Source organism: Mycolicibacterium chlorophenolicum (genome assembly GCF_001044235.1).
GTDB classification, from domain to species: Bacteria; Actinomycetota; Actinomycetes; order Mycobacteriales; family Mycobacteriaceae; genus Mycobacterium; species Mycobacterium chlorophenolicum.
In genome coordinates this window covers 1-23,697 of sequence record NZ_JYNL01000027.1, presented here as the reverse complement: position 1 = coordinate 23,697, position 23,697 = coordinate 1, and the positions used below count along the sequence as shown (strand labels likewise).

Below are 23,697 nucleotides of genomic sequence, written 5' to 3'. Positions count from 1 at the left end.
ACCACGATGTGCTGCGCGGCGAAGTCGGTTAAAGCGTGCATTGCGGTGTCGGTCATGAAGGAGATGGCTGCGCCGTCGTAGATTTCGACACATGCCTCGGGTGGGGGAGTGGTGGCGAAGAAGCGGTGGGAATAGATGAGGGTGCGATCTAGGTCGCTGGCGATCAGGGCAGAGGCCTTCACTCGGCGATCTCCTTGATCAGGCCCACGCAGGCGTACGCGAGGTCGGGGTCGACGACGACGGGGACGTTTCGCGCTTCGGCGAGCAACCTGATGTGACGATGTTCCGGGGCGTCGGGATCCCGTACCACGATGCGCCACGGGAGTCTGCGCAGCAGCACACGAGTGGTTTCCCCAATGCCCGGCTTGACAAAGTTGCTGGTGGTGATCCCGTACTGCTGCTGAATCCGCTGCACTGTGGTCAGGCCCGACCAGGTGGGTTCGCGGTGTTGATCATTCCCAGTGTCGCGCATTCGGCGGACTTGGGTTTCCGCAGTCTCGAACTGGGCGCTGACAGTATCGAGAAACACGTTGGACATGTCGGCCGGGCGCAGATCGCGGTAGAACTTCGCTCCGTGGAAATCGGTGGGCCCAATGACGCGGGGGTTGAGTACCGTGCGCGAGACAAGGCCTGACACAGTGGAATTCAAGCAGGCTGAGGCAATCAGAAAGTCATCGCGGGTGCCGAATGTTCGGACGCAGTGGCCGGGATCGGCCAACACGGCGAGGTCGGGATTGAAGACGATCTCCGTGCGGTGAGCATGTTCGGTTATCGCGTCTGACAGTTCCCGGGTGATGGCTCCCTTGCCGGTCCATCCGTCGACGAACACGACTCGGGCTGGATCGTGGTGTGTGCTCAGGTAGCGCAGCGCGCAGGTGTCGATGCCTCGTCCTCGAACAATCGACACGGCGTAGTGAGGTAGCGTCAGCCTGTGTTGAGAGGCCGCCCAGCGGCGCATGAGAATGCCGATCGGGGTCCCCGCGCGGGCCAGCGATACCAGGGCGATGTCTGTCCCGCGTTCGGCCAGGACGAGTTCAGTGAGGTAGCCGACCGCGACCGCGAGCCGATTCGCGGTTTCGCGTAGCACACTGTCGAACAGGTCCAGGTAGACGGAATCAGGCTGATACTCGATTGGCAACGATTCCGCGTAATGGGCGCGGCCGCTTTGAATTTCGCGCTCTCGGTCAGCGGTCGCCGCTTCGAGCCTCATATCGGATAGGTCGGTGAGGAGCCATCCGACTTCGTGGGCAGCGTAAGTTCCAAATGTCGGGCCGGTGAGGGGTTGTTTCACTGCTGGCGCCCGCGGATCTCGGCGAGCGTGGTGGCGTCCGGGCCGTCGACTTCGGCGATGATGACGTCGTAGCCGGAGGCTGCGAGAACCTCGCCGACAGTGAGATCGCCGCTGGCGGCGATGCGGTCGACGAGCAGCACGAGTTGTACCCGCACGTGCGGCGGCGCTTGCCATCCGTTGTAGAGGAACCGGGCCGAGGTCTCGCCGGGCTCGCTGGCGGGGAATGTCCATCCGGTTCCCAGCGGATACTCAGGGTGGTTGTGCACGTAGGCCGGTGATCGAGTGGTCGATTGGAAACGGGTGTTGAAGCCGTGTCGAGCCAGTTGATCGGCAAGCCTGAGGGGCAGATACATGAGCTCTTCGTGCCCGACCAGTAGTACTGGGCGGCTGGGGTCCAGGTATGAGTGCAGGTGTTCCGAGGCCCAAAGTACGGCCTCTTCGAACTCTGGGCGGTCCTGGCGCAGGAAGCCGTGCCGCCCTCCTTCGGGTACGTGGGCCGGCCACGGCAGCGTTAATCGACTCGGTGTGCTGGGGGGGCGGTCTGAGGGGGTGTTCAACACTGGTGGGTTCAGTGCGCACACGGCGTCGATGAGCCCGGCCGGCTGATCGACGTCGCCTTGAGCCAGGCTGACGAAGTGCACCGAGGTGCGCAGTTTGTTGCTGACGGCGGCGGCGTCGTGCCGGTGTGTGTCGTTGCGGACATCGACAAGTGAAGCGACGACATAATGGGCGCGGTGCTGGAGCTGTTGCAGTGCAGCGACTGTCGCAAACGCGGTGTTTCCGGTGGAAATCTCGTCATCGACAAGCACGATGGGTCGCGGTTGAGCGAAAAGGTCCGCGCTGCTGGGTTGCAGTGTGTGGTCGGTGGCGTGCGAGTGACCCTCCTGAAACTCGGCGTAGATCATATTTGGCGGTGCGTGACGTCGGGTGGTGTGCAGGTACATGGCCGCGTCGAGGTTGTCGGCGACGCAGTGACCGAGACTGGTCGCAGTTTCGGCCATGCCCAGCACGTCGACATCCCCGAGGCCCAGGCTGGCAACGGCACGCCCGAGTTGGTGGCCGGCAGCAATCACGTCACGCGGGTCGGCGGCGATGTGTTTGCCGAGCACCGACGACACCAGCAGGTGCGCCCGCCGGGGGTTGCGTCGCAATCCGGGGGCGACTAGCTCGGTCAACAACGGTGTGCCGGAACGGTGGCGCACGCGTAGCCCGAAGGTCTGGGTTGCCCAGGATTCGTGGTCGGTTGAGGTCATCGACCGGCCAATGCTGTCAAGAAGTCGACGAATGTCACGCCGTCGTTGGCCACCCCGAACACGCGGGCACGTTGCAACACTTGGTGGGCCCAAACACGGTGTGGCCGCGACTCGTTCATCTTATTGCGGTAATGCGACCGGCTCACGCCACCGGTGTCTGATGCGGCGATATCGGAAGCGTCGCGGAACTCTTCGTGAGTGACGACCGATAGCGCATGCACGGGGGCGGCGTGGGTGGGGTGAATAATGGTCTTACCGAGCAGTCCGTTAGCTCGGTCGAGGCTAATTTCGCGTAGCAGGCCATCCAAATCCCGACTGACCAGCATGTCGCGGAACCGCACTGCGTCGTGGTCGCGAAATGGGGTGGCGCGCAACAACGGTCGGAAGAGTCGTTCGTGGTCGGCGAAGTATTCCCACACTGGTGCGGTAACCACGAATCCGGTCCCGTCGGGACGGCCAAACCGGTTGATAATGGCGGCGAGGACGTCGGCGACCACCTTGACGTCGTAGATTGTGTGATCGCGATCCCGTCGGATTCCCAGCGACCCGCACATATCGGTGGCGCCGACACGAACTGCGAGCACGGTTTGGCGGTGCTCGTCCAACAGGTCGACCAGGGCGGTAAGTTCGGCGTCACGGGTCTCCTGGAACAGGATGCGCTCAGATTCCAACACCGGCATGCAGTACAGGTGACGTGACAACGCGGACGCGGCGTCCTCAGTTTGGCGGAGATACCGTGCGCCGGTGTCCGCTTCAAATTTCGGAATGACGAACCCAGCTAGAGCATGCGCTCCGACTGTAAGTCTGTCGGCGATTTGGGGGATGCAGTCGTAGCTACGGACACGCACGAACACCATGGTGGCGAGTGGATCGGCGGCCAGCTCGTCGAGAGCAGTCACGACGTTATGCATCGCGGCGTCGGCGTGCATATCGTCAACGGCGTCTTCGAGGTCAAGCACCATCGAACAGATGCCCTCGCTGGCGCGGCGTGTGACCGTGGCGGCGAGATCGGGACGGTCGGCGGGGATGTAGAGGGTTGCGCCCAGGGCGGTCGCGATCAGGCGTGGTTCGTCGTGCAGCGAGATCACCTCAGGTGGCTTCCAGAACAGCTGAGCCTGTTGTGAAGCATTCAGGTGTTGGAAGTGTTGGATACCCAGGGTTGTGGCGACCTCGCCGTCGGTCACCGTGCGGACTCCTGTCGGATGCGAGCAACGATTCCTGCGACGAACTGTGCCACATCGTTGAGTTCGAAGTGGTATCGCCAATAGTCGGGATGCCGGCCGCTGAGGGTGGCCACGATGCGGTCGATGCGCAACGCCTGAGCGTCGAGTGCGGCGCCCCACTGGGCCTGCGCGCCTCGATCGACAGCGAGCCGCTGGGCGTCGCGCAGACGGAAACGTGCACGCTGTTCGTCCTGCTGTGGGTCGCTGCGCACGCTGCGCAACAACGCCAGTCGTTGCGCCGGCGCGTCGACATGCTCGGCGGCGGTAGCAAGAACGGTTCGTGCCATCCCAACCAGGTTCAGCGCCGTTTCGGGATCGCCGTCGCGCGCTGCCGTCTCGGCCTGCTGCAGGAGGCCCTCTGCCCGATTGAGGTCGACACGGCACCTGTGTTCATTGCCAAGCAGGTCGGCAGAACTATCGGCATGAAATTCTCGTAGCAGGGTTGATACTGCGGCGCTGATGCCTTCGGTGCGGGTCTTGAGTGCTTCGAGGCGAGTTCGCACAGAGGTGACTGCCCTGCGCGCTTCCTCGGCGCGGCCTGGGGCCAGGTCGAGGACGTCATTGAGCGCTGCGGCCGCGGTGCGGAGTTGCTCACTGCTGTTTTGAGTCGCGATCAGATCAGAGCGGTTGCGCGCCGCTGACAGCTCGGCTGTTGCTGACTGCATCAGCAGGTGGGCCGCGTGGACAGACGGGTAGTCGCGCCACGGAGCGTCAATGCCAGCCAGGCGCTCGTCAGCGGCGCGGGCTGCTGTGGTAGCGGCGGCGGCGGCCGCAGCGGCCGCGCTCACCGCGCCAATCGCGTTGTCCAGGATGTAACGGTGACGCGAGTAGAACGCGTCGACTGCTGCTGCCGCCTCGGCCAGGTGCCTGGCAACTTGCGCGGCCGGCTGTGTGGGCTCTCCGTTTGCCGCGGTCAGTGGAAGGTAGGCGGCCATGGCGGAGTAGCAATGTTGTGCCACCGACTCCCATTCCTCCGGGATTGATGAGGCTGGATGCAGCGCGGCGGCCGCGGCGACGGCAGCCTGGGCAATTCCCTGACGGTGGTCGAGGTCAAGGAAAGCGGTAGTGAGCGTGGCCGCTACGTCCGGTGGGCGCGTTTCGGTGCGCGGGCGGCGGGTGAGCCTGAGCCAGCGACCGGACACCAAGGCATCGTAACCAGGAGGGCGTGGGGAACCCTCACAGGTTTTGCTAAGGCAGCAACGCTTGATGCACTACGGTATGTGTCGTCACTGCGCGCACCGGGGTAGCGCGGTTCTTACTGAAAGGTAGTTCTCGATGGGCGTCAGTCTGACCAAGGGCGGCAACGTTTCGCTGACCAAGCAGGCACCTAACCTGACTGCGGTGACCGTAGGTCTCGGCTGGGATGTTCGCAGCACCACTGGAACGGACTTCGATCTCGACGCCAGCGCCATCGCCTGCGGTGAAAACAAGAAGGTGCTCTCCGACCAGCACTTCATTTTCTTCAATAATCTGCGGAGCCCTGAAGGAGCCATCGAACACACCGGTGACAACCTGACCGGGCAGGGCGACGGCGACGATGAGGCCATCAACGTCGACCTGGCCGCCACTCCGCCCAACATCACCAACATCTTCTTCCCGGTGTCGATCTACGAAGCTGAAAGCCGCAGCCAATCCTTTGGCCAGGTACAGAACGCGTTCATCCGCGTGGTGGATCGCGCTAACGGCACCGAACTGGCCCGCTACGACCTCTCCGAGGACGCCTCAACGGAGACCGCCATGGTGTTCGGTGAGCTGTACCGGAATGGCGCCGAATGGAAGTTCCGCGCTGTTGGCCAGGGGTATGCCTCTGGGCTGTCCGGAATCGCCCGCGACTACGGCGTCAACGTCTAAAGCAGCACAGAGCATTTGACGCGCCCGCCGATACTTTCTCGGCGGGCGTGCCCAACTTTAGTAAGGAAACTTGGTTTCGGTGGTTATTCGCACCTTCGGACTCTCGATCGTCGTCACGGTGGTGTCGTTGATCATTGCCTACCTTTACGGTGGCGTCGAAGCGTTCATCCTCTGCGCAATACTGGGCGTCTTCGAGATTTCACTGTCCTTCGACAACGCAGTTATCAACGCTACTGTTTTGCGGCGGATGAGCGAATTCTGGCAGAAGATGTTCCTCACCGTTGGCATCCTGATCGCGGTTTTCGGGATGCGGCTAGTCTTCCCACTCGCCGTCGTCTGGGTGACTGCTGGCCTGGATCCGGTGCGGGCGCTCGACGTTGCGCTCGACCCGCCGGCCGACGGCGAGGCGTACTTCCCCGATGGCTCTCCAAGTTATGAAACAGCGTTAACCGCAGCACACCCGCAGATTGCTGCATTCGGCGGCATGTTCTTGATGTTGCTGTTCCTCAACTTCATCTTCGCCGAGCGTGACATTCACTGGCTGGCTTGGCTGGAACGCCCCTTGGGTCGCGCCGGAAAGCTCGACCAGCTCGCTGTTGTGGTCGCGCTGCTGGCCCTCGTGCTCGCCGCTGAGCTTCTCGCCGACGATGCGCACCGTGCCACAGTGATGGTTGCAGGCGCCTTGGGGTTGATCACCTATATCGTCGTCAACGGTTTGGGCTCCATGTTCGAAATCGACGACGACGAGCTGCGTGAAGAGGCCCTCGCCGAAGATGCCGGCGAGGCACCGCGGACAGGGAACTCTGGACCCACCCAGTTGGCTACCGCGACGGGCAAGGCCGGCTTTTTCCTGTTCCTCTACCTCGAAGTTCTCGACGCATCGTTCTCGTTCGACGGGGTGATCGGCGCGTTCGCGATCACGAGCGATCCCATCATCATCGCTCTCGGCCTGGGCTTCATCGGAGCGATGTTCGTCCGCTCTATCACCATATTCTTTGTGCGCAAGGGAACTCTGGCCGAGTATGTGTACCTCGAGCACGGTGCGCACTGGGCTATTGGTGCGCTGGCTGTAATTCTGCTTGTGTCGTTGGGTGTCCATGTCAATGAAGTCCTTACTGGATTGGTCGGTGTCGTTCTCATTGCCGCCGCCCTCATTTCCAGCGTGCTCCGCAACCGCCGTATCGCAGCCGACGAACGCAACCAGACACTTTCGCCGATAAGTTGACCTGTCCGAAATAGGCTGCGCGTACACGCGAACTGACAGCGCGGCAATCACCGAGGAGTCTCATGGCAATTGACTACACCCGGCGCCCTTCCGCAGCCGCTGGACCCACACCGGGCGGGGTGAATCTCAGCAAGGTCAGTCTGACCAAACAGGCCCCCACCGTGAGTCTCACCAAGCCCGGACAACAGCAAGGGGCCATGCGGGTCAACCTGAACTGGTCGCGGGGTCAGCAGAAAGCAGGTTTTCTCGCCAAGCTGGCCGGCGGCGCCAGCGGTGGCGTCGACCTCGACTTGGGATGTCTCTACGAGCTGTCCAACGGCGACAAAGGTGTGGTTCAGGCACTCGGTAACGCCTTCGGATCGTTGCATGGTGCGCCGCACATTCAGCTCGACGGAGATGATCGCACCGGTAGCGCCGTCGGCGGCGAAAACATGCACATCGACCTGTCGCAGCCGCAGGCGTTCAAGCGAATTCTGATCTTCGCGATGATCTACGAGGGCGCCCCCAACTGGGCCGCTGTCGATGGTGTGGTCACGCTGTTCCCGACGGCCGGGCCACAGGTTGAGGTAAAGCTGGATTCAACGAACAACAACGCACGGATCTGCGCCATCGCTTTGCTGACGAACACCGGTGCAGGAATCGACGTCACCCGAGAAGTCAAGTACATCAACGGCAGTCAGTCCGACCTCGACAAGGCCTACCGGTGGGGCATGCGCTGGTCTGCAGGCAGAAAGTAACCACTCGGTTAGCGTGCACCACCGGAAGGAACGGGCCGTGGGTATTGCGCTGCGCAAAGGCGAGAACATGCCCATCTTGGCCTCTGTTGCCGAAATCCGTTGTCGATGGTCATCTTTCGGTGATGTCGACGCCGACCTCTCAGCACTGCTTCTGCGCGGCAGACAAGTGCGCACTGACGACGATTTCATCTTCTACAACCAGGCCGAGTCAGTCGACGGGTCGGTAAAGTATCTCGGCAAGCGCCACGCCGGTGACGGATTCGAAGACAGAATTGCAATCAACCTCGCCGACGTAGCCGCAGCCGCCGACATCGACGCTATCGCGGTTGTTTTGAGCGTCGACAGCGGACATCGCTTAGTCGAGCTTGGTGCTGTGACTGCAACCATCCTCGATGCCGGCGGTACGTCGCTAGCGACATTCACGATGATCGACCTCACCGTGGAGACAGCAGCCGTAGCGTTCGAGATTTATCGGCGCGGGGGGTGGAAGGCACGCGCGGTGGGGCAGGGTTATCACGACGGACTCGCGGGCCTAGCAAGAGATTTCGGTGTCACGGTCGACGACGAATCGCCGTCCACGCCCAACCCAACGGACCCATCCCAAACCCCGACACCAGCCGTGGACTGGAACAACCCGCCGGTCCCCGCCGGCTATGAAATCTGAGGCCACGATGGGTTTTAGGTTGAGCAAGTCCATCAAGGTCGTTCCTGGTGTGCGCCTCAATGTCAGTTCCCGCGGACTGGGTTACTCGGTCGGCGGGAAAGGCATGCGGGTCACCCGTCACGCCAACGGCCGAGTCAGCCGCACTCTGTCGATCCCGGGGACCGGGCTGTCACACCAATCCACACTTCGACCCGGAAGCTCACGTCCTCACAGCCGCAACCAGAATCCGCCGGCCGCGCCACCCACGCCTCGATCGCCGGCACCGGGGATGTTCGCACCGTCATGGGAAAAAGACCTGTTCGCGATCCTGACCTCCACGATCCCCGGGGACTTCCCCAACATCTCCCGTAAGCATGCCCGCAGCTCACCTCACGTCCGAGTCATAGCGGCGACGCTGGAAGGCTTGTTGCACTTTGAGTTCGGCGACGGCGACGAAGCAGCACAAGAACGCGCGCGCACGCTTCTCGGTTGGGCCGCGGTCCAATCCATCACCGACCCAATCCGACACTTCACCACCACGTACCTTTTCGACCGAACTTGGCCGGTAGAAATTGTTCCCGGGGTGACCGCTGAGTTGCACCTGCATGACGATGTGGTCCTGCTGGCTGCAGCCGAACTTCACCAACGTGCCGGCGACCTTGATATAGCCATCTGGACCGTTGAACGGGCTCGGCCTACCGCACATGCCGCATTGTCTCTGGGGGAACTGTATAGCTGCGCGGACCGACATCAAGAAGTTATCGACCTCACGAATGGTGTTGGCAACGATGACGACGCGACCGCTCTGCTACTGGCACTACGCGGTCGAGCATTCGCACACCAGGGTTTTCATGACGCCGCCCGCGAGAGCTTCGCACAGGCACTTCGGGTTCGCAGTAGGGCGGCTGCTGTGCGCCATCGAGCCCTCCTGGAACGGGTGCAGGTCGATCTCGTCCAGCGCCGCAAGGCGGCCGCCCGCAAGGGTCTGGAAAAGATCCTGGCAGAAGATCCGACCTACCCGGGGCTCCGAGAGGCACTGGCGGCCCTGGGCTAGACAAAGTTCAGCGAAATGTTCACCCGGTGGGCATGACTGAAGCTTCAAGCCGTGATTGTTTGTTAGCGTCTAGATAGTTAGAGGTCGAATTCCGACGGGTCGATACCAACGGCAAAACACACGTCTTTCACAGCGGCCTTCTCGTACTGATCGAATGATCCGTCCGCACCGCCAATGATGATGCCGATCTGAACGACTGCCCGCGCCTGCTCCGGTTTCGACTTCAACTTCCCTATCGTGGCCGTGGCCTCGACTTTGCCGAAATCAAAATCGCCGTTGAGCTTGTCACAGAACCAATCGAACTTCTGCCGCAGGTCGTCGGCATCGAAGACTGACAGCGATTGGTTACTCATAATCAAAGCCGCCGTCTTCTGTCGTTCCGTAGGATCAATCGACCCATCGGCGGCGGCGACCAGCGCGCACATCGCCATTGCTCCGTTAGCGAACTCTTTGTTCTTGAACTGGGCAGTCTTCACCTGCAGCTGATCGTTTAACTCGGATGTCCTCGCCCGCAATTGATCCCAGAATCCCATTACCGTTCCTCAAGTTGTCGGTTGCCCACAGCGTAGCGAACCGCCACGCCGTCCGATTCCGGCATAACCGTTTCCACCAAGTCAAGTCCTGGCTGCTGATAGGACCGAAAATAATGGCATGCTCAGACTGTTTTTGGCGGCATCACTGGTGAAAAGGTCGCGACGATGTGCAGGCCATAGAGCTGGGGACGTGATCAGATCGCTGTAGAGGTCGGCGATGGCTGCGGTAAGCGCCGTGTGGTGATAGTCCCGACCCCAGCCCGCAGCAATGCGTTCCGCACAGGTAACAACCCGAATCCCATTGTTGGACAACAGCATCTGCGAACCTCCCTGGGGGTTCGACCCAGCCTAGAGGCTGAGGTCGTATCCCTGGTCGCGGTGTCTTTGCTGCTCGCGGGAGCGATCGGCACCGCGGGCGCGGTCGTCGAGGGCGCGGTGAGTCTTTTGGTGCACGGTGCGGCGTTGCAGAACATTTCGGTCGCGGCGGGCGAGCAGACTCGCAACGCGGTCAGGCAGCAGCTCGGCGGGAGTGTCGGCGGCGCTCTGGTGGGCGGTGCGGGCGGGTTCGTCGCGCCCGATCACCTCGCGCACCAGTCGGGCGGCCTGCGCACTGGTGCCGCGGTGGGCGACGTGCACTCCCGTCTCGGGGGTGGCGTGCTGATGGTCGGCTTCCCCGGTGGTGCGTTGGTAGAGGTAGGCGTAATTGGCTGCACGGCCGCGGGTCATGGCGACGTAGAGCAGGTTGCGGCTGGCGTTCTCCCCGAGCATCGCGTGCGTGGTTTCGGCGGTGACGCCTTGGGCTGAGTGCACGGTGACCGCGTAACCGTGGGTGACGTGTTCGGTCAGGTAGGCGCCGGCGAATACTGCCCGCGCGCCGTCGCCGATACGGCGGGCGGCGATGCGCTGGTGGTCGGGGTCGACACCGATGACCTGCCAGCGTTGCCCGTTGCGCACCGGCGCCTCGGTGAGCCGCTGTTTCACGTCGTGGGCGTCGTACACCTCGATGGCGGGATCGTTGCGGCGGGTGATGATCACCTCGCCACGAGCGACCTGCTGGCCGCGTGCCGCAGGGACTGTCGGCTCGTCCGCGGCGGTGACGTCGTCGTGGATGCGCCGATTCAGGGCGTCGGTCATCTCCACGGTGTCGGCCACCAGCAGGCTGTCGATGCCGGCGGCGTGGTCAGTGCGCCATGCCTCGAACGCGTCGGCGGCCATCGCGATGGGGTCTCCGGTGTGCAGCCGATCGTGGTCGCGGTACCAGCCCACCGCGCGGCGCACCGGTGCCGGCCCACCGTCACGCAGCGCCAATGAGGCGCTGCGCTCGGCCGGGTCGCGCATCCGCCATACCTCGGTCAGCCGCTGGGTCCAGGGCAGATCCTCGCACAGTTGGGCGAACATCCCGCCGCGCGCCTTGACCGGGGCCAATTGGTGGGCGTCGCCCACCAGCACGGTTTTGGCGCCCGCCGCGGTGGTGGCGCTCAACAAACGGCGCAAGTCATCGGTACCGACCATCCCGGCCTCATCGACCACCACGAGGTCGTGATGCGTCAGCGACAGACTGCCCTCGGCGAGCTGCTGCAGGGCCGAGGCGATGGTGTACCCGGTGTCCCCAGCGCCCTCGCCCAGGGCGACATCGACGGCCTTGCCGGTCGGCGCCATGACGATCACCCGCGCACTGTGGCGTGTCTTCGCGACGCGGCGCAGGGTGCGCAGCGAAGTGGTCTTACCGGCGCCGGCCGGCGCGCTCAACGGCTGCACCAACCACGGGCTGATGGCGATGTTGCGCACCACCCGAGCCTGCTCATCAGACAACGCCGCCCCTCCCGCCGACCACGGCGTGGCCTGCAGATCGCGGTGATCGCGCACCCACACCGCGGCCCGCGAATCGCGGGCGTCGACGAGGTCGAGCACCGCCGCTTCCTCAGCGAGAATCCGGTCCACGGTGAAGCGTTCCGAGCCTTCGCGTTGATGGGCCAACCGCGGCCCGGACAGCCGCATCCCGACCGCATCAACGCACTCCTCGATGACCTGCCGAGGCATCCGCACACCCGCCCCGGTGATCGATCCGCCGCCGGCCGCCGCGGCTGCGCCATCGTCGGTCAACACGGGGAGTTGAGCGCCGATCACCTCGACCAGATCCGCGCGCGTCAACGCCGCCTTGTCCGCCCGCGCGGCCATCGCCGCCACCGCCCGCCGATCGACCGCCACACCGGTGCGCTCAACACGCACCCCCGCTCTCGAGGCGGCACGTTCACGGGCACTACGCGCCTCCCGTTGCGCGGCCCGGTCAATCCCGAAACCCCTGCCGTCTGCCAGCCACCCGGCCCGCAACTCCGACCACGCCAGCTGCTCAGGTTTGTGCGGTCGGGTGGCCTTCTGCGCGGCCGCCAACTGCGCTTGCGAAAGCCCCTCGGCGGGGTCAATCACGGTCAGATTGTTGGCCGCCCACTCCCGCAGTTGGGTCGAACGCGTCGACCACGCCGCAAGATTTTTCGGATCAACGCCGGCGATCTCGGCCATCCCGGTCCGCAGATCCACCGGACCCCACTCCACACCCGCCAAACGGTGCAGTTCATAACGCAGCGTGGCCTGGTAGATGATGCCCGCCGCGCGAGCTTCATGGAACAACGACGTGCCATCCAACGACACCAACCGACCATCACGGCGGGCCTGACGGTTCGGGACCAGCACGTGAGTGTGCAGATGCGGATCCCCCGCCCGCGAGGTCTCGTGCTGATACGCCGCGGCGACCAACCCCGGCAATTTCTGAAGGTCTTTTTCACCGGTTATCGGGTTGTGCACCCGCGTATATCCGGCATGCGCAGCCAAATATTCGAGCGCTTCAGCGATCGCGGTGGCGTGCGCCGCGGCGACCGCTTTGTCGGCGACGTCGCCGCCGAACGCGCGCACCAGCGACACCGATTTCGGGGCGCAGAACGTCAAATCAAAGCCATGCACCCCACCGGATCCGTGCGCCCGGCCGCACTCCCCCGAGGGCGCCACACCCTCATCGAGCCAGCGCGCCACGACGTCGGGATCGGCATCTCCACCCGCCCGCGAACCGTCCGCTAAACCCACCAGCTCCGCGGCCGCACCGGTGTCCCCGGCACACGTCCACACCGGGGTGCGAGTGTCGCGTTCGGCGTAATACTCCGCCAACCCACCGCCGGCAGACTGAGCGTCTTTGACGGCCTGCCCGACCGCCCGGGCGGTGTCGTTGTAATAGTTCACCGACCACCGCGACAACTTCGCAATCGTCAACACAACACCACCCCACACCCTGCTCGAAAATGCAGCCGGACCACCCGATACGCACGAAGCACGAGCGCTCAAACCGAACCGCACCACCAGCATCGCACAAACTTGTGCAAATGTGCCATACGAAGCTTTTGGTTTTGAAGAATGGCAGGGTGGGGTACGCCCTGGGCTGGGGTGGGGAGTGGCGGCTGGGAATGGGTTGAGTGGGTGAAGATGGCAGGCGGAGCGCGCGTAAAAGAAGCTGAGGCAGTGCAAAAAGGTGAGCAGGAAACAACAAAGATGAGGTGTTTGGAGACGCTGAATTTTTGGCGTTTCGCCCGAATGTCAGCGCACCGTTTCGCGACCACCAGGCACGTTGTCGACCAGGCGACTAACGGTGCACTCCTCGCGCCGTTGTGCCGTGCCTCCAGCGGCATGCCGTCGCGGTGTCTCTGACCGTGCGTTGGGCGTGCGGCTGGTGTGCCCGCTGCGGGTGCGTTGAGCGCTGTTGGTGAGCACGCGGCGGATCTCTTCTTGGGCCGCAGCGATCCGTGCTTGCGACGCCTCGGTGAGCACTGCCGGTCGCGGCGTCTGATCGATGCTGAGGGCCGCGGAGCCGCCGGCCTTTGTCGGGGCCTCGAGGGGTGACCAGGACAGCCGTCGTAATCGGCTGTGCAGGAACGCGCCAGGGTTGGTGATGTGGTCGGGCCAGGTCGCTCCTCGGGCGCGCATGTCGGCGTTGAGCTTGTCGTTGACCGCGCGGGCTGACCACACGTTGGGGTCGATGCCGGCGGCGGTGAGTGCGTCGCAGATGGTGCCGATGTGGGCGCGGTCCAGGCCGTGCGTGATCGCGACGAGTCCAGCGGCAAGGCGCTGGATGGCCAGCGGGCGCGCGGTGCTGCGCCACAGCCGTGTTTGTCGTTGTTTGTCGGGGATTCTGTGGGCGGGTGCGCTTGCGCGCTCGCTTGGTGAGTAACTCCTTACGGGAGAAGAAGAACTAACACCGCCTGACGGCGGTAGGTGGAAATCATGCACAACTGGACGGGTCACGGGACGGGCTTCACGGCGCGGCACCAGGTGGTACACCGAGGGGCGCCGGCCGACGCTGGGGGTGTTTGTCGAGCCGTGGCCACGTTGCGCCTCGACGGCCCACTGAGAGGCTCGCAGGACCCGCCAGGCGGCGGTCACTGTACGCACGTCACAACCCACCCTGTCGGCGATTGTCGCGCGTGTGACGGCGACGTGGCGGCCGGTGGCGTGGTCGGCGTGCTCGGCCATCACCGCGGCTACCGACAACAGCGTGGCCGCGGTCATCGACACGCGTTCCTCGGCGCACAGCTGGCCAAGCGCCGGTGACTGCGCCCATTGGCGCAGACCGTCGAGCCAGCCAGCGCGACTGGTCCACATCGGCGCACGGGGGGCACAGGCCCCGGCGCGCTGCACCCACTCGCGTCGGCGTTCGTTCGCCAGCGCGCGCACCACATGCGGGCTGGGAGCGGCAGGAGCTACAGCTAAGCCGAGCGGTGTCGGCAACGTACTGCTTGCCCGATGTGATCGGGCTCTGATGAGGTCACGATTTGCACACTGGGTGCGCGGCTTATCTGGTAAGCCAGGCAGGCGTGCGCTACCGTGAGAGCTGTCGGCCAAGACAGATCCCTTCGGGGAGTTGGGTGCGGACCCAGAACCGAGCTACCAACTCGGTTCAAAACCTCGACAAGGGCCTCGCTAACGCGAGGCCTTCGTCATGTCAGCGGGTAATCCGCACACCAGCTATTCAGATGTCACATCTGCCGAGTCCTCTACTTGTCCAAGCAAGATTTTTGAGGCCCTGGCGGGGTGGTCACATCGCCAGCGGCAGAACCTCCTTGTCGAGTTCACGGACAGCTTCGGGCCGCCCGACCGCAATAGCGAGCAGATCGGCAGAAAGCTGACTGACGCTTGTGCCGCGTTCGGCGGCCATCTCGCGCAGTCGGACATACACGGATGCGTCGGCGCGGACCTTGATCTGCTCCCGCTGACCTTTGTGCGGTTGGGCCATGCACCCGATCCTTACGCAGAAAGACTTACGTACCTGGTACCGACACGCGCACATCCCGTCTCTCCTTTCACAACGGCTACCGTTCGGGTTGTGATCGATTCGCTGGAACTGGAGGCGGCCATCGCAGCGGTGTACGCGGCACGGTTGCCGATCCCAGCGTGGTGGCCGGCCGAGGCGCGGTCAGCGTTCATCGAGGAGTACGCCAGCGAGGCGGCAGGCATAGTGCTCTCGGAGTTGGACTCGATTGGCGATCGGGTGAGCGACTGGGCGGCCCGATCACAGGTCAGCGGCGCTGATAAGACCACGGTGATCGCCTCGGCACAGCAGGTTCTGCTCGATGAAGCCTGCAGCGAAGTGCAGTACGACTTGAACGAGCTGATCGCCAGTAAGAGTGCAGAGCTGATGGCTGAAGCTGTCTTCGACCACGGTCCGCCTCTGCGCGCCGCACCACGTGGTGTGGCCGGTCAGCACTGAACGATCCAGCCCGGACGGGGGTCTATAGCTCGAAGTGCGAGCGGAAGCCTTCGAGCCAGTCCGCGCGCGCATAGCCGTTGAGGTTGGCTGGAACCCACGTCTCGGCGTCGTCGGGACCGTCTGCGTCGCCGCTGGCTACCCGCTCGTGGGCTTCGAGATAGCCGGCGGTGTGCATGTCATCGGATTGGGAAAAGACGGCCTGCAAGGTGTCCAGGTTCGTTTGGAAGTCGTCGTAGGCCGCACGGCGCTCGGCGTCGGTGGTGTAGTCACCGCCGTATTGCTGCAGCCATGCGTGCCAGTGCTCAGGAGAGCCTGGCTTGGGCGGCGTCGCGGGCGCGTTCACGTGGGTCACTTTAGGCGGCTGTACCGACGACGAGCGGGGCATAACGGCACCGTCCGACCAGCATGTCCAGGAGTGAGACGCTACTTGCGCGGCGCGGCCGAAGTCGGCGGCTCGTTGCCGCTACGTAAGCGGCGGCAAAACGTGGCGCTGAACATCTATGTGCGGCCGCGGCCAGGCACCCAGCAGCGCATTGAGGTGCTGAAGGACCGCGGGTATGCGGTCACCGACATTGTGGATGCGGCGCTGAACGAGTTCTTGGACCGGGCCGGGCGTGCCGCAGTCCTGATTGCGCTTCACTCCCCCAAGTGACCTTTTTGGCCGCTTCCTCGTAGTGGCCCCGTTGCGCGGTGGGTGGTGGCTGTCAGGGCTCGACCGTGGTCGACCGCGCAGCGGCGGAACGGCCTTGACTGCCACCGCCCACCGTTTCGCCAGAATCGAGGCCGAGGAAGTGAGTGCGTAGTTGAAACGCTCTAGCGTTATAGCGCTATAACGCTAGAGCGTTGTTAGGCGCGTTTGCGGCCGGGGCCGTTATGGGCTGCGGCGCTGCGTTGCAGCTCAGCGACGATTTCGGCGGGGGTGAGCTGTTCGGCGAGCCGGTTGAGCGCCAGTCGAACGACGGCACTGCGGGTGGCATCGACGCGTGGCTTGGTCGCGCGGGCCGCTGCGCGCACGGTCTCGAGGGAGGCGTCCGTGGTGTCGTCGAGGTAGATCGACACTTTCGTGAGATCGGTGCCGGAGGCCGGCGGGGTCGCTGCTGTTGGGGCGGGGGCGGCAGGCTGTGCCTTGGGCGGTTCGGATGTGGTCGCTGGCGATGGTGCGGCGGGCATGTCGACCGGCGTGCGACGCGGTTGGTGTCGCGGCGGCGGGATAGTTCGGCGCGATGTGGTCGACTTCGAGCGCATGGCGGTTAGCGAGTCGAGTCCGTCAGCCATTGACGTACTCCTTTACGAAGGTACTGAGGTCGGTGAGTGCGGCCGCGACTTTCTGTAGCGACTTCGCAGGTGGCGCTTCGGCGGTGATGGCGATGCGCTTCTTTCGTGTCCCTACGTGCAGTGCGGTCGGTATCGGTGGAGCGACCTGCACGGGTGTGTCGGCGATGATGGTGCGCAGTCGCTGAATCTCGGCGGCCGGCGGTGTTGTGGGGACGAAGTTGGGCACGATGACGAGCGGGTAGTCGGCCGCCTCATTGACCAACTCGGCGGTGGCGTCGAGTTCAGCGGTGCGTAGCGCGGTCGGAGCCAGCACGATGTTGGCCACAGCCAGTGCGCCGTGGGCCGCTGGGCTGGCGCCGGGATGGGTGTCGACCACGATCCACGGTTTGTCCCATTCGGATGCCCATTTTGTGAGGGCATCGGCCATGGTGTTGGCGTCGGGCTGGTGGTCATAGAGGTCAGGATGGCCGGGGATGAGGTCGGGTTTCTTGAATCCGCGCAGCGGTCGCGGCGCGGAATCACCCGCTTCCAGTGCATCGAGAAGTCGTGATCGTGGGTGATCTTGGGGGCGATACCCCCACTTGGCTGTCACGCCTCCCCCGTCGTGTTCGAGATCGACGAGAACCGCATCAAGTAGATAGGCCAGTTCGTAGGCCAGGAAAGACTTGCCCACTCCACCCTTGCGGGAGTGGCAGACAGCAATGTTGGTTGTCACTCTGGAATTATAGCGCTGTAACTCTTTAACGCTTAAGTTCTACAGCGTTTTAATGTTTTAGTTTTACAACGTTAAAGCGTTAGATGCGGAAACCCGGCGGTACGCGCGCTGCGCAGCCCCCAGGGGTTCCGTTGCTCGGCTCCGCCCAAAGCGCGGCTCGCGCCGTCGAGGAGGGACGCGTGCACCCCGTCCCTGTAGACCTGCATGCACCCGAACAAGAATTAATGACGGGTGCCGAGACCCGCGCAGGAAAGGATCTGATCCGGATGTACGCCGCAATCGTCCCGTTCGGGACTGTGACGAAGGTCTGCGCATGCTGACCGCTTGGGCCGATGAATCCGGGTCGCGTCCAGACCTCGATCCTGGCGCGTATCTGCTGGCTGCGACGTTGTGCGATAACGATGATGTTGCGGAGATGCGCAAGACGCTAGACGCTCTGCGTATCGGAGAAACGAAGCTGCATTGGCACGGCAGCAGCGCTGAGCGCCGTGTCGAGTTGGTCGCCGCCGTGGCCGGCCTTCCAGTCACCGGGTTCGTCGTGGTTCACGTCGACAAAGACGCTGATGACCGTCGACATCGGCGAAAGTGCATGGAGTTTCTTCTGCCGCACTTGGCGTTGATGCCGTGCTCGACGATCACCTTCGAATCTCGCGGCCAGCTCGACGCCAGCGACCTCGACATGCTGCAGAAATTGCGGTCACGCAAAGTTGTCGAAGCGACGGTACGGATCGAGCACTCCATAGGCCGTCACGAGCCGGCGCTGTGGGCCGCGGACATCGTGTGCGGGGCCGTGGTCCAGGCCCGCATCGGTAACCGGACCTATCTCGACATGCTTGGAAGTGCCGTCGAACTTCACACGATCTGACGGTGTGGAGGGGACCTGAATACATCGGGTTCGTTGCGGAACACTTGGCCGTGGCCGTAGACTGGCCGCGTAGCCATCCCATCGAGGTGGGTTTGGAAGTGAGCCGCAGGATTACTCGCCGGACGACGAGGCCTGTGGCTCGCGCTTTTCTAGGGGTTAGCGAGAACAGGCATTGACCTCGTGTCTGCTGTTGCTCGTACCGTAGATGGCATGAAGAAACGCCGCACAAAAACAGTTCGAAGAGGCCACCAAGGCGCTTAACACCGCCGCGGAGGCGCTCGACGCGCTCTCGTCACGATTCGCACCGAGACAGATCCACGCCGTCGCAAGCGTCTGACCTGACACCCACTGCGCGCGCAGGCGCCATTCTCATTTCTAGAGAAAAGAGACACCCTCGGGGCGCATCACCGTCACCGGGTAGCCCCAGGTCGCGCTGTCTCATTTCCTGTCTCACACCGCGTGTCTCAGATCTTCAATGTCGGAGGGCAATGAGACGGTGGTGGCGTGACAACGATCCTTGGGTATGCGCGGGTGAGCACCGCGGGCCAAGACCTCGATGGACAGCTCGCCGCGCTCGCCTCCCAGGGTGTCGAGTCCGGCCAGGTTTTCACCGACAAGCTTTCTGGTGCGGTGAACACTGACCGGCCGGGCTTGGCGGCCCTGCTGCACTACGCCCGCGAAGGTGACACCGTGGTCGTCACCGCCATCGATCGTCTCGGGCGTTCCGTCGCCGAAGTTACGCGCACCATTGCCGAACTCGGTGAACGCCGAATCCTGTTGCGCGCCTTACGCGAAGGCATAGATACCAGCACACCGACAGGCCGCGCGGTGGCCGCGATCATGGCCACCCTGGCCGAACTGGAACTCGAACTCGGCCGCGAGCGCCGCGCTGCTTCTCGTGACTCCAGGCGAGCGCGCCGCCTACCGGCCACCAAGCCCGCCAAACTGACCCTTGAGCGGCAGCAACAGCTCCGTCGTCTCGCTGAGACCGGAGAACCCGTTCACGAACTCGCTAAAGCGTTCGGCATCAGCCGAGCGACGGCATACCGGTACCTCTCCGCGCCCGTGAACGACCCAGCGCTGGAGTCGAGGCAGCCGTTATGAATCTGACCGAGCTGGGCGCGGCCCTTGGCCCCTTCTTCGATATCTCAGGCAGCCCTTCACACCAGCAGCTCCGCGATGCATTCGCCCGCCACGGCCTCGGTCATCTCGACCCGGCACCGGAGGGAAGAACATCGAACGGGTCCCACCTGGGCAAGATGAAGCGAATCCGACATGTCTTCGCCTCACCGGCAGCACACAACGCGACTGCGGGGCTGCCCTTGGCCCGAGAACTTGTGGCGCAGTGTCGGGCTCACGGGGGCTTCAACCCTGACAGCGAGAGCTATGCCGGCAGTGGGAGAGTGACCCAGCTCGTCCAGGCCTTCGCTCCGCTCGGCTTCACTCTCGAACCCGACGGGTCCACACGGCCGACCGTCATCGACAATCTCAGCGGCACAGAACTCACAGTGACGCTGCGCAGCTACGTCGACAGAATCAACTCCAGCCCCGACGACGCACCTCTACAGGTAGGCACGGGAAAGGAACTCGACGAAGCCGCCGCCCGCCACGTTCTGACAGAACTCCTGGGTGACTACCCGGTGTCGGGCAACTTCCCGGTCACGTTGACCAGTGCTTTTACCGCTATCGGCATGGCCACCCCCACGGAGCTGCCGAAGCTCGATCCCGACCCGCACCGTGCAGTGCATCAATGCCTGTTCCTGCTGGCCACCGCAGTCAATCGACTCCGAAACGACGCCGGCACCGGCCACGGACGACCTGGACCACCACGCAAGACCACCGAGTTGAGCGCAGCCGAAGCCCGCCTCGTCGCTCGCGCAACCGCACTCGTCGCAGGAGCGCTGCTCGACAAACTCGACGGCGGCTGAGGCGCGCCACCTGTGTCTAGAACCGTCATTTTAGATACGCCGCGCGACGCCCAGATTAAACCGCTCGCCGTTGCCTTATTGATGGGCGGTTCGTGAATCGCGGCAATGCTGCGGTCACGCGACGCGTGCAACAGATCATGATGCGGCGACCAGACTGTGCGGTTGGAGAAAGCCTCGGCAGGTGGCGATCAAATTGCGCCGACGGGCTCCGCTAGTCTTTTCTGAGCATTGCTGCTAGCGAAGCCAGAGCACAGAAAGCGGGAAGCGTCGGAGTGTTAATGACGGCACGAAATATGTTGGGGGCGATATTTTTAACGGTTACTGTCGCAATACTGACGGGATGCGGCACTGCGGAGCGTAATCAGGTAGCTGACGCCGAAATTACCTCGACGCTACCGCCAACATTGACGCCCAGTTCCTTGCCGTCGAATCTTCAAAGCGCGCTTCCATCAACGACCGTCGACACCTCGCCACCCAGCGGCGATCGCAGAACAGACGCGCTGGCCGAGCTGAGCCGGTTGCCCATCAAGGGACGTGCGCCCAAGACAGGTTACGACCGGGCGCTTTTCGGTGACGCGTGGACTGATGATGTAACCGTGGAGGGGGGCCGAAACGGATGTGACACTCGCAATGACATTTTGCGGCGCGACCTTGTAGACATTGTGTTCAAGCCTGGCTCCAATGACTGTGCAATCGTCAGCGGGATACTTCACGATCCTTACTCGGGCGCGACTATCGCGTTCGAGCGGGGCGCGGACACCTCGGCCGATGTTCAAATTGACCACATCGTGGCCCTGTCTGATAGCTGGCAGAAAGGTGCGCAGAACTGGGATGAGGTCACACGCCGTAACTTCGCCAACGACCCTCTAAATCTGCAGGCCACAGTGGGCAATCTCAATCAGCAGAAGGGCGACGGAGACGCGGCCACATGGTTACCACCGGACAAGTCGTATCGCTGTTCCTACGTCGCCCGAATTGTGAAAGTCAAGTCGGTGTACGCAATTTGGGTAACGCAGGCCGAGCGCGACGCTATCGTCCAAGTTCTTTCGAGCTGCGGTGCATCCGATTTTGACATGCCGTCTGAAGAAACATCCTCGGAAACAACACCGGTAGAGACGGAGCCGTTTACGCCGATCACCCAGCCTGAGCCGTTGCCGGAATCCCCGCTGGCGCCTTCACTTCCGCTGGAAACTCCGCTACCACCGGTGGACGTTTCTGCGGCGTACTACCCCAACTGCCGCGCCGCCAAAGCGGCGGGCGCAGCACCGTTGTACGCCGGTCAACCAGGGTATCGAACGGGACTTGACGGCGACGGCGACGGCGTGGCGTGCGAAGGTTAATCCATTGAGGGACAACCCCTTACCGCATGGTTTTGTTCACAGGAACCGTGAGAGTTGCGGAGCGGCTTGCCCGGGGTGCTTGGCCTGCATTCCCTCCCCGATTGCTTGTAACTTCCACTCGCCGCCCAACCGGAAGATCTTGGCCATCACCATGCCGGTATAGCGCATGCCGCTGCCTTGCAAGGTATAGCGAGCCAGTTCAGCCTTCGACGTCGCATCGACGAGGCGACAGAATGCGTTGCTGAGTTGATCGAAGGTGTGGCCACGGTAGGACGTCACAATGAACAGCACTGAGGTGATGTGAGTGGGGACTCGGCTCAAATCGACGGAGATGGTCTCGTCATCCCCGTCACCCTCGCCGGTGAGGTTGTCTCCGTGATGCTTGATTGATCCGTCTTTGGACTTCAGCTGCCGGAAATAGCAGATGTCGATCAGCTCCTGACCGGTGAACAGCACTGCTGAAGCGTCGAGATCGATGTTCGACGCCCGGCCCCCGAAAATGCCGCGTTTGAGCGGATCCCATCCCAACCCCATACGAACTCGTGTCAGGGCGACACCGCCGTCCTTGCGCAAAGAAACACGTTGCCCCTTGGCGAGGTTCACGGTTCGACCTTTGACCAGACTGATTTCACCACCGGTCGGCGGTGAGGAAGCCGGCGGTGGCGGAGGTAATGTCGGGCGTCCTGCCGGCGGGGGAGGTGGTGGTGGTGCCGGGGCATCATCGACGCTGACACCGTGGTCGGTTACCAGAGCAGCGAATCCGCCGGCGTAGCCTTGGCCGACGGCCCGCACCTTCCAGGCTCCGTTGCGGCGATAAAGCTCGAGCGCAATGACGATCGATTCGCTGGTGAGACCGTCGATGCGGTACTCGTAAAGGATGTGGCCGGTGGTGTCGGATACCCGGGCTACGGGTGCGGCTGTCGCTCCAAAGGTAGAGTTCGGATCATCAAGTGTGATGACCACGCGGACTCGGGCAATGTCAGTGGGGACGGCGTTGAGTGCGACTGCGAGGCTGGCGGGTTGGCCGGTGGCCCCGGCAACCAGTCTCACCCCGGGGCCAGTGGGCTGATTAAAGAACACAAAGTCTGCGTCCGTGCGTACGTTCCCGTTGTCGGTCACCAGCAGAGCCGACAGGTCAGCCGGCGCCGCGAGCTGTACTGACGCCACCAGGTCGGCAGCGGTCACCGGCCCATTCTGCCCTTTACTCAGTTGCGTACTCACGCAGTTCCTTTCGTTATAGGGGACTGATGTGGTGCTTTCTTCAACGGTGGAAATCTCGTATGCTCGGCGCTCTGGTGCAGCCACGCCACGATCTCGTCGGCTGCCGAGGCGCCGCTGGCCTTGGTCACCGTGGTGCGCTCAGATGTCCAGCCCAGAGAGTGGAGCTCACCGTGAGCCGGTCGGATGGAGGCATCGGCGTAGCTCAGCAGTTCGGCGTCGAGAGCGCCATCACCGGCGGCGAATAATGGTGCGTCGGTGTGGAGTTGGCCGGACTCGGTGAGGCGGTGGCGAATCTCGGCCACAGCCCGTGATTTGCACAGGCTATGGGGCACGGTGTAGATCTTGCGCCCCTGCCGGGAGACCCGCCAACCGCGCGGCGTACACCATGACGCCCATGTTGCCATGAAGTCGGCGGGTAGCCGGGCCTCGTCAATGACGAGGTAGCAGAACAACTCTTCGGCCATCTTGAAGGTTTTTACCCATTCGTCGCTGGTCTGTTCACGCATCGCTGCAGCGATGACGTCGATCCCAGGTCCGTCGGCTCGAATCCGTGCTCGAACCGTCGAGTTCCACCGGTCGTCGGGTTCCCCATCGATCAGTATTGAGCCGCCGTTGCTGGTTACCGCGAAGGGGTACGGGCCTCCAGGAAGAGAAAGGCGGCGGTACTGTGCCACAGTTCGTGTGGTGGCCGGCACCACGATGTGCTGCGCGGCGAAGTCGGTTAAAGCGTGCATTGCGGTGTCGGTCATGAAGGAGATGGCTGCGCCGTCGTAGATTTCGACACATGCCTCGGG

Annotated in this window: 24 protein-coding genes and 2 pseudogenes; 12 read left to right on the top strand and 14 right to left on the bottom strand. The window is 63.4% G+C overall.

Translation table 11 applies throughout. The features are described from left to right. The 5 genes and pseudogenes from MCHLDSM_RS14720 to MCHLDSM_RS37750 form a co-directional block, all read right to left on the bottom strand. Positions 1-182 (bottom strand): annotated as a pseudogene (locus MCHLDSM_RS14720) (HAD family hydrolase); the annotation flags it as partial. Then, positions 179-1,291, bottom strand: a complete 1,113-nt coding sequence (locus MCHLDSM_RS14715; protein ID WP_048470770.1) for a cysteine protease StiP family protein — start codon at positions 1,289-1,291, stop codon at positions 179-181. The gene MCHLDSM_RS14715 and the pseudogene MCHLDSM_RS14720, both read right to left, overlap by 4 nt. After that, positions 1,288-2,544, bottom strand: coding sequence for a phosphoribosyltransferase family protein (locus MCHLDSM_RS14710; protein ID WP_048470769.1), 1,257 nt, complete (start codon positions 2,542-2,544; stop codon positions 1,288-1,290). Before MCHLDSM_RS14710 ends, MCHLDSM_RS14715 begins: the two co-directional genes overlap by 4 nt. Next, a complete protein-coding gene (locus MCHLDSM_RS14705) occupies positions 2,541-3,728 on the bottom strand; it encodes an HpcH/HpaI aldolase/citrate lyase family protein (protein ID WP_372516231.1) in 1,188 nt (395 codons plus the stop codon). Before MCHLDSM_RS14705 ends, MCHLDSM_RS14710 begins: the two co-directional genes overlap by 4 nt. Beyond that, entirely contained in the window at positions 3,725-4,909 is a 1,185-nt protein-coding gene (locus MCHLDSM_RS37750; RefSeq protein WP_131722643.1) for a hypothetical protein, read from the bottom strand. Before MCHLDSM_RS37750 ends, MCHLDSM_RS14705 begins: the two co-directional genes overlap by 4 nt. Positions 4,910-5,042: 133 nt before the next feature. Here MCHLDSM_RS37750 and MCHLDSM_RS14695 point away from each other — a divergent pair, with 133 nt between their 5' ends. The 6 genes and pseudogenes from MCHLDSM_RS14695 (at position 5,043) to MCHLDSM_RS14675 (ending at position 9,277) form a co-directional block, all read left to right on the top strand. Continuing rightward, a complete protein-coding gene (locus MCHLDSM_RS14695) occupies positions 5,043-5,618 on the top strand; it encodes a TerD family protein (protein WP_048470768.1) in 576 nt (191 codons plus the stop codon). Between the two features lie 79 nt (positions 5,619-5,697). Next, positions 5,698-6,843, top strand: coding sequence for a DUF475 domain-containing protein (locus tag MCHLDSM_RS14690; protein ID WP_046364876.1), 1,146 nt, complete (start codon positions 5,698-5,700; stop codon positions 6,841-6,843). A gap of 62 nt (positions 6,844-6,905) precedes the next feature. Next, positions 6,906-7,580: a TerD family protein gene (locus MCHLDSM_RS14685; RefSeq protein WP_048470767.1), complete on the top strand. Its 675-nt coding sequence runs from the start codon at positions 6,906-6,908 to the stop codon at positions 7,578-7,580. Between the two features lie 37 nt (positions 7,581-7,617). Further along, the gene (locus MCHLDSM_RS14680; RefSeq protein ID WP_082730653.1) at positions 7,618-8,244 is read left to right on the top strand and encodes a TerD family protein; all 627 of its coding nucleotides are present in this window, start codon (positions 7,618-7,620) and stop codon (positions 8,242-8,244) included. Continuing rightward, positions 8,234-8,404: pseudogene (locus MCHLDSM_RS40410) on the top strand (DUF4236 domain-containing protein); the annotation flags it as partial. The gene MCHLDSM_RS14680 and the pseudogene MCHLDSM_RS40410, both read left to right, overlap by 11 nt. Positions 8,405-8,512: 108 nt before the next feature. After that, a complete protein-coding gene (locus tag MCHLDSM_RS14675; protein ID WP_048470766.1) occupies positions 8,513-9,277 on the top strand; it encodes a hypothetical protein in 765 nt (254 codons plus the stop codon). A 77-nt stretch (positions 9,278-9,354) separates the two neighbouring features. On the opposite strand, the gene MCHLDSM_RS14670 is transcribed toward MCHLDSM_RS14675, so the two are convergent. From MCHLDSM_RS14670 to MCHLDSM_RS38125, 4 genes are all read right to left on the bottom strand, one after another. Then, the gene (locus MCHLDSM_RS14670; RefSeq protein WP_046364872.1) at positions 9,355-9,810 is read right to left on the bottom strand and encodes a tellurite resistance TerB family protein; all 456 of its coding nucleotides are present in this window, start codon (positions 9,808-9,810) and stop codon (positions 9,355-9,357) included. A 348-nt stretch (positions 9,811-10,158) separates the two neighbouring features. Continuing rightward, a complete protein-coding gene (mobF, locus tag MCHLDSM_RS14665) occupies positions 10,159-13,074 on the bottom strand; it encodes a MobF family relaxase (RefSeq protein ID WP_048470765.1) in 2,916 nt (971 codons plus the stop codon). A 318-nt stretch (positions 13,075-13,392) separates the two neighbouring features. Beyond that, entirely contained in the window at positions 13,393-14,454 is a 1,062-nt protein-coding gene (locus MCHLDSM_RS14660; RefSeq protein WP_234713982.1) for a rep protein, read from the bottom strand. 433 nt (positions 14,455-14,887) lie between these two features. Next, complete coding sequence (locus MCHLDSM_RS38125) at positions 14,888-15,085, bottom strand: hypothetical protein (RefSeq protein WP_048470764.1); 198 nt, start codon at positions 15,083-15,085, stop codon at positions 14,888-14,890. Positions 15,086-15,175: 90 nt separating this feature from the next. On the opposite strand from MCHLDSM_RS38125, the gene MCHLDSM_RS14650 reads away from it, so the two are divergent. Next, positions 15,176-15,559 carry a hypothetical protein gene (locus MCHLDSM_RS14650; protein WP_234713981.1) on the top strand — a complete coding sequence of 128 codons (384 nt, stop codon included), beginning with the start codon at positions 15,176-15,178 and terminating at the stop codon, positions 15,557-15,559. Positions 15,560-15,581: 22 nt separating this feature from the next. Here MCHLDSM_RS14650 and MCHLDSM_RS14645 read toward each other — a convergent pair whose 3' ends face one another. Then, the gene (locus MCHLDSM_RS14645) at positions 15,582-15,902 is read right to left on the bottom strand and encodes a hypothetical protein (RefSeq protein WP_048470763.1); all 321 of its coding nucleotides are present in this window, start codon (positions 15,900-15,902) and stop codon (positions 15,582-15,584) included. A 72-nt stretch (positions 15,903-15,974) separates the two neighbouring features. Between MCHLDSM_RS14645 and MCHLDSM_RS14640 the strand changes: the two genes are divergently transcribed. Then, positions 15,975-16,211, top strand: a complete 237-nt coding sequence (locus MCHLDSM_RS14640) for a hypothetical protein (protein WP_048470762.1) — start codon at positions 15,975-15,977, stop codon at positions 16,209-16,211. A 194-nt stretch (positions 16,212-16,405) separates the two neighbouring features. Here MCHLDSM_RS14640 and MCHLDSM_RS37745 read toward each other — a convergent pair whose 3' ends face one another. Both MCHLDSM_RS37745 and MCHLDSM_RS14630 read right to left on the bottom strand, forming a co-directional pair. Further along, positions 16,406-16,834: a hypothetical protein gene (locus MCHLDSM_RS37745; protein WP_070943126.1), complete on the bottom strand. Its 429-nt coding sequence runs from the start codon at positions 16,832-16,834 to the stop codon at positions 16,406-16,408. Beyond that, the gene (locus MCHLDSM_RS14630; protein WP_048470760.1) at positions 16,827-17,549 is read right to left on the bottom strand and encodes a ParA family protein; all 723 of its coding nucleotides are present in this window, start codon (positions 17,547-17,549) and stop codon (positions 16,827-16,829) included. Before MCHLDSM_RS14630 ends, MCHLDSM_RS37745 begins: the two co-directional genes overlap by 8 nt. Positions 17,550-17,862: 313 nt before the next feature. On the opposite strand from MCHLDSM_RS14630, the gene MCHLDSM_RS14625 reads away from it, so the two are divergent. The 4 genes from MCHLDSM_RS14625 to MCHLDSM_RS36060 all read left to right on the top strand — a co-directional run bounded on the left by MCHLDSM_RS14625 (position 17,863) and on the right by MCHLDSM_RS36060 (position 21,682). Beyond that, a complete protein-coding gene (locus MCHLDSM_RS14625) occupies positions 17,863-18,414 on the top strand; it encodes a hypothetical protein (RefSeq protein WP_048470759.1) in 552 nt (183 codons plus the stop codon). A gap of 504 nt (positions 18,415-18,918) precedes the next feature. Beyond that, complete coding sequence (locus MCHLDSM_RS14620) at positions 18,919-19,518, top strand: recombinase family protein (protein ID WP_048470758.1); 600 nt, start codon at positions 18,919-18,921, stop codon at positions 19,516-19,518. Then, a complete protein-coding gene (locus MCHLDSM_RS36065) occupies positions 19,515-20,342 on the top strand; it encodes an abortive infection family protein (protein ID WP_082168886.1) in 828 nt (275 codons plus the stop codon). Before MCHLDSM_RS14620 ends, MCHLDSM_RS36065 begins: the two co-directional genes overlap by 4 nt. Before the next feature lie 278 nt (positions 20,343-20,620). Next, on the top strand, positions 20,621-21,682 hold the full coding sequence (locus MCHLDSM_RS36060; protein ID WP_082168885.1) for a GmrSD restriction endonuclease domain-containing protein: 1,062 nt from the start codon (positions 20,621-20,623) through the stop codon (positions 21,680-21,682). 36 nt (positions 21,683-21,718) lie between these two features. Here MCHLDSM_RS36060 and MCHLDSM_RS14610 read toward each other — a convergent pair whose 3' ends face one another. Both MCHLDSM_RS14610 and MCHLDSM_RS14605 read right to left on the bottom strand, forming a co-directional pair. Beyond that, positions 21,719-22,903 (bottom strand): TerD family protein, encoded by a 1,185-nt coding sequence (locus MCHLDSM_RS14610; protein ID WP_048470757.1) that lies wholly within the window; start codon positions 22,901-22,903, stop codon positions 21,719-21,721. After that, positions 22,900-23,697: HAD family hydrolase (locus MCHLDSM_RS14605; protein ID WP_053082991.1), on the bottom strand; the 798-nt coding region annotated here is incomplete at its 5' end. The genes MCHLDSM_RS14610 and MCHLDSM_RS14605, both read right to left, overlap by 4 nt.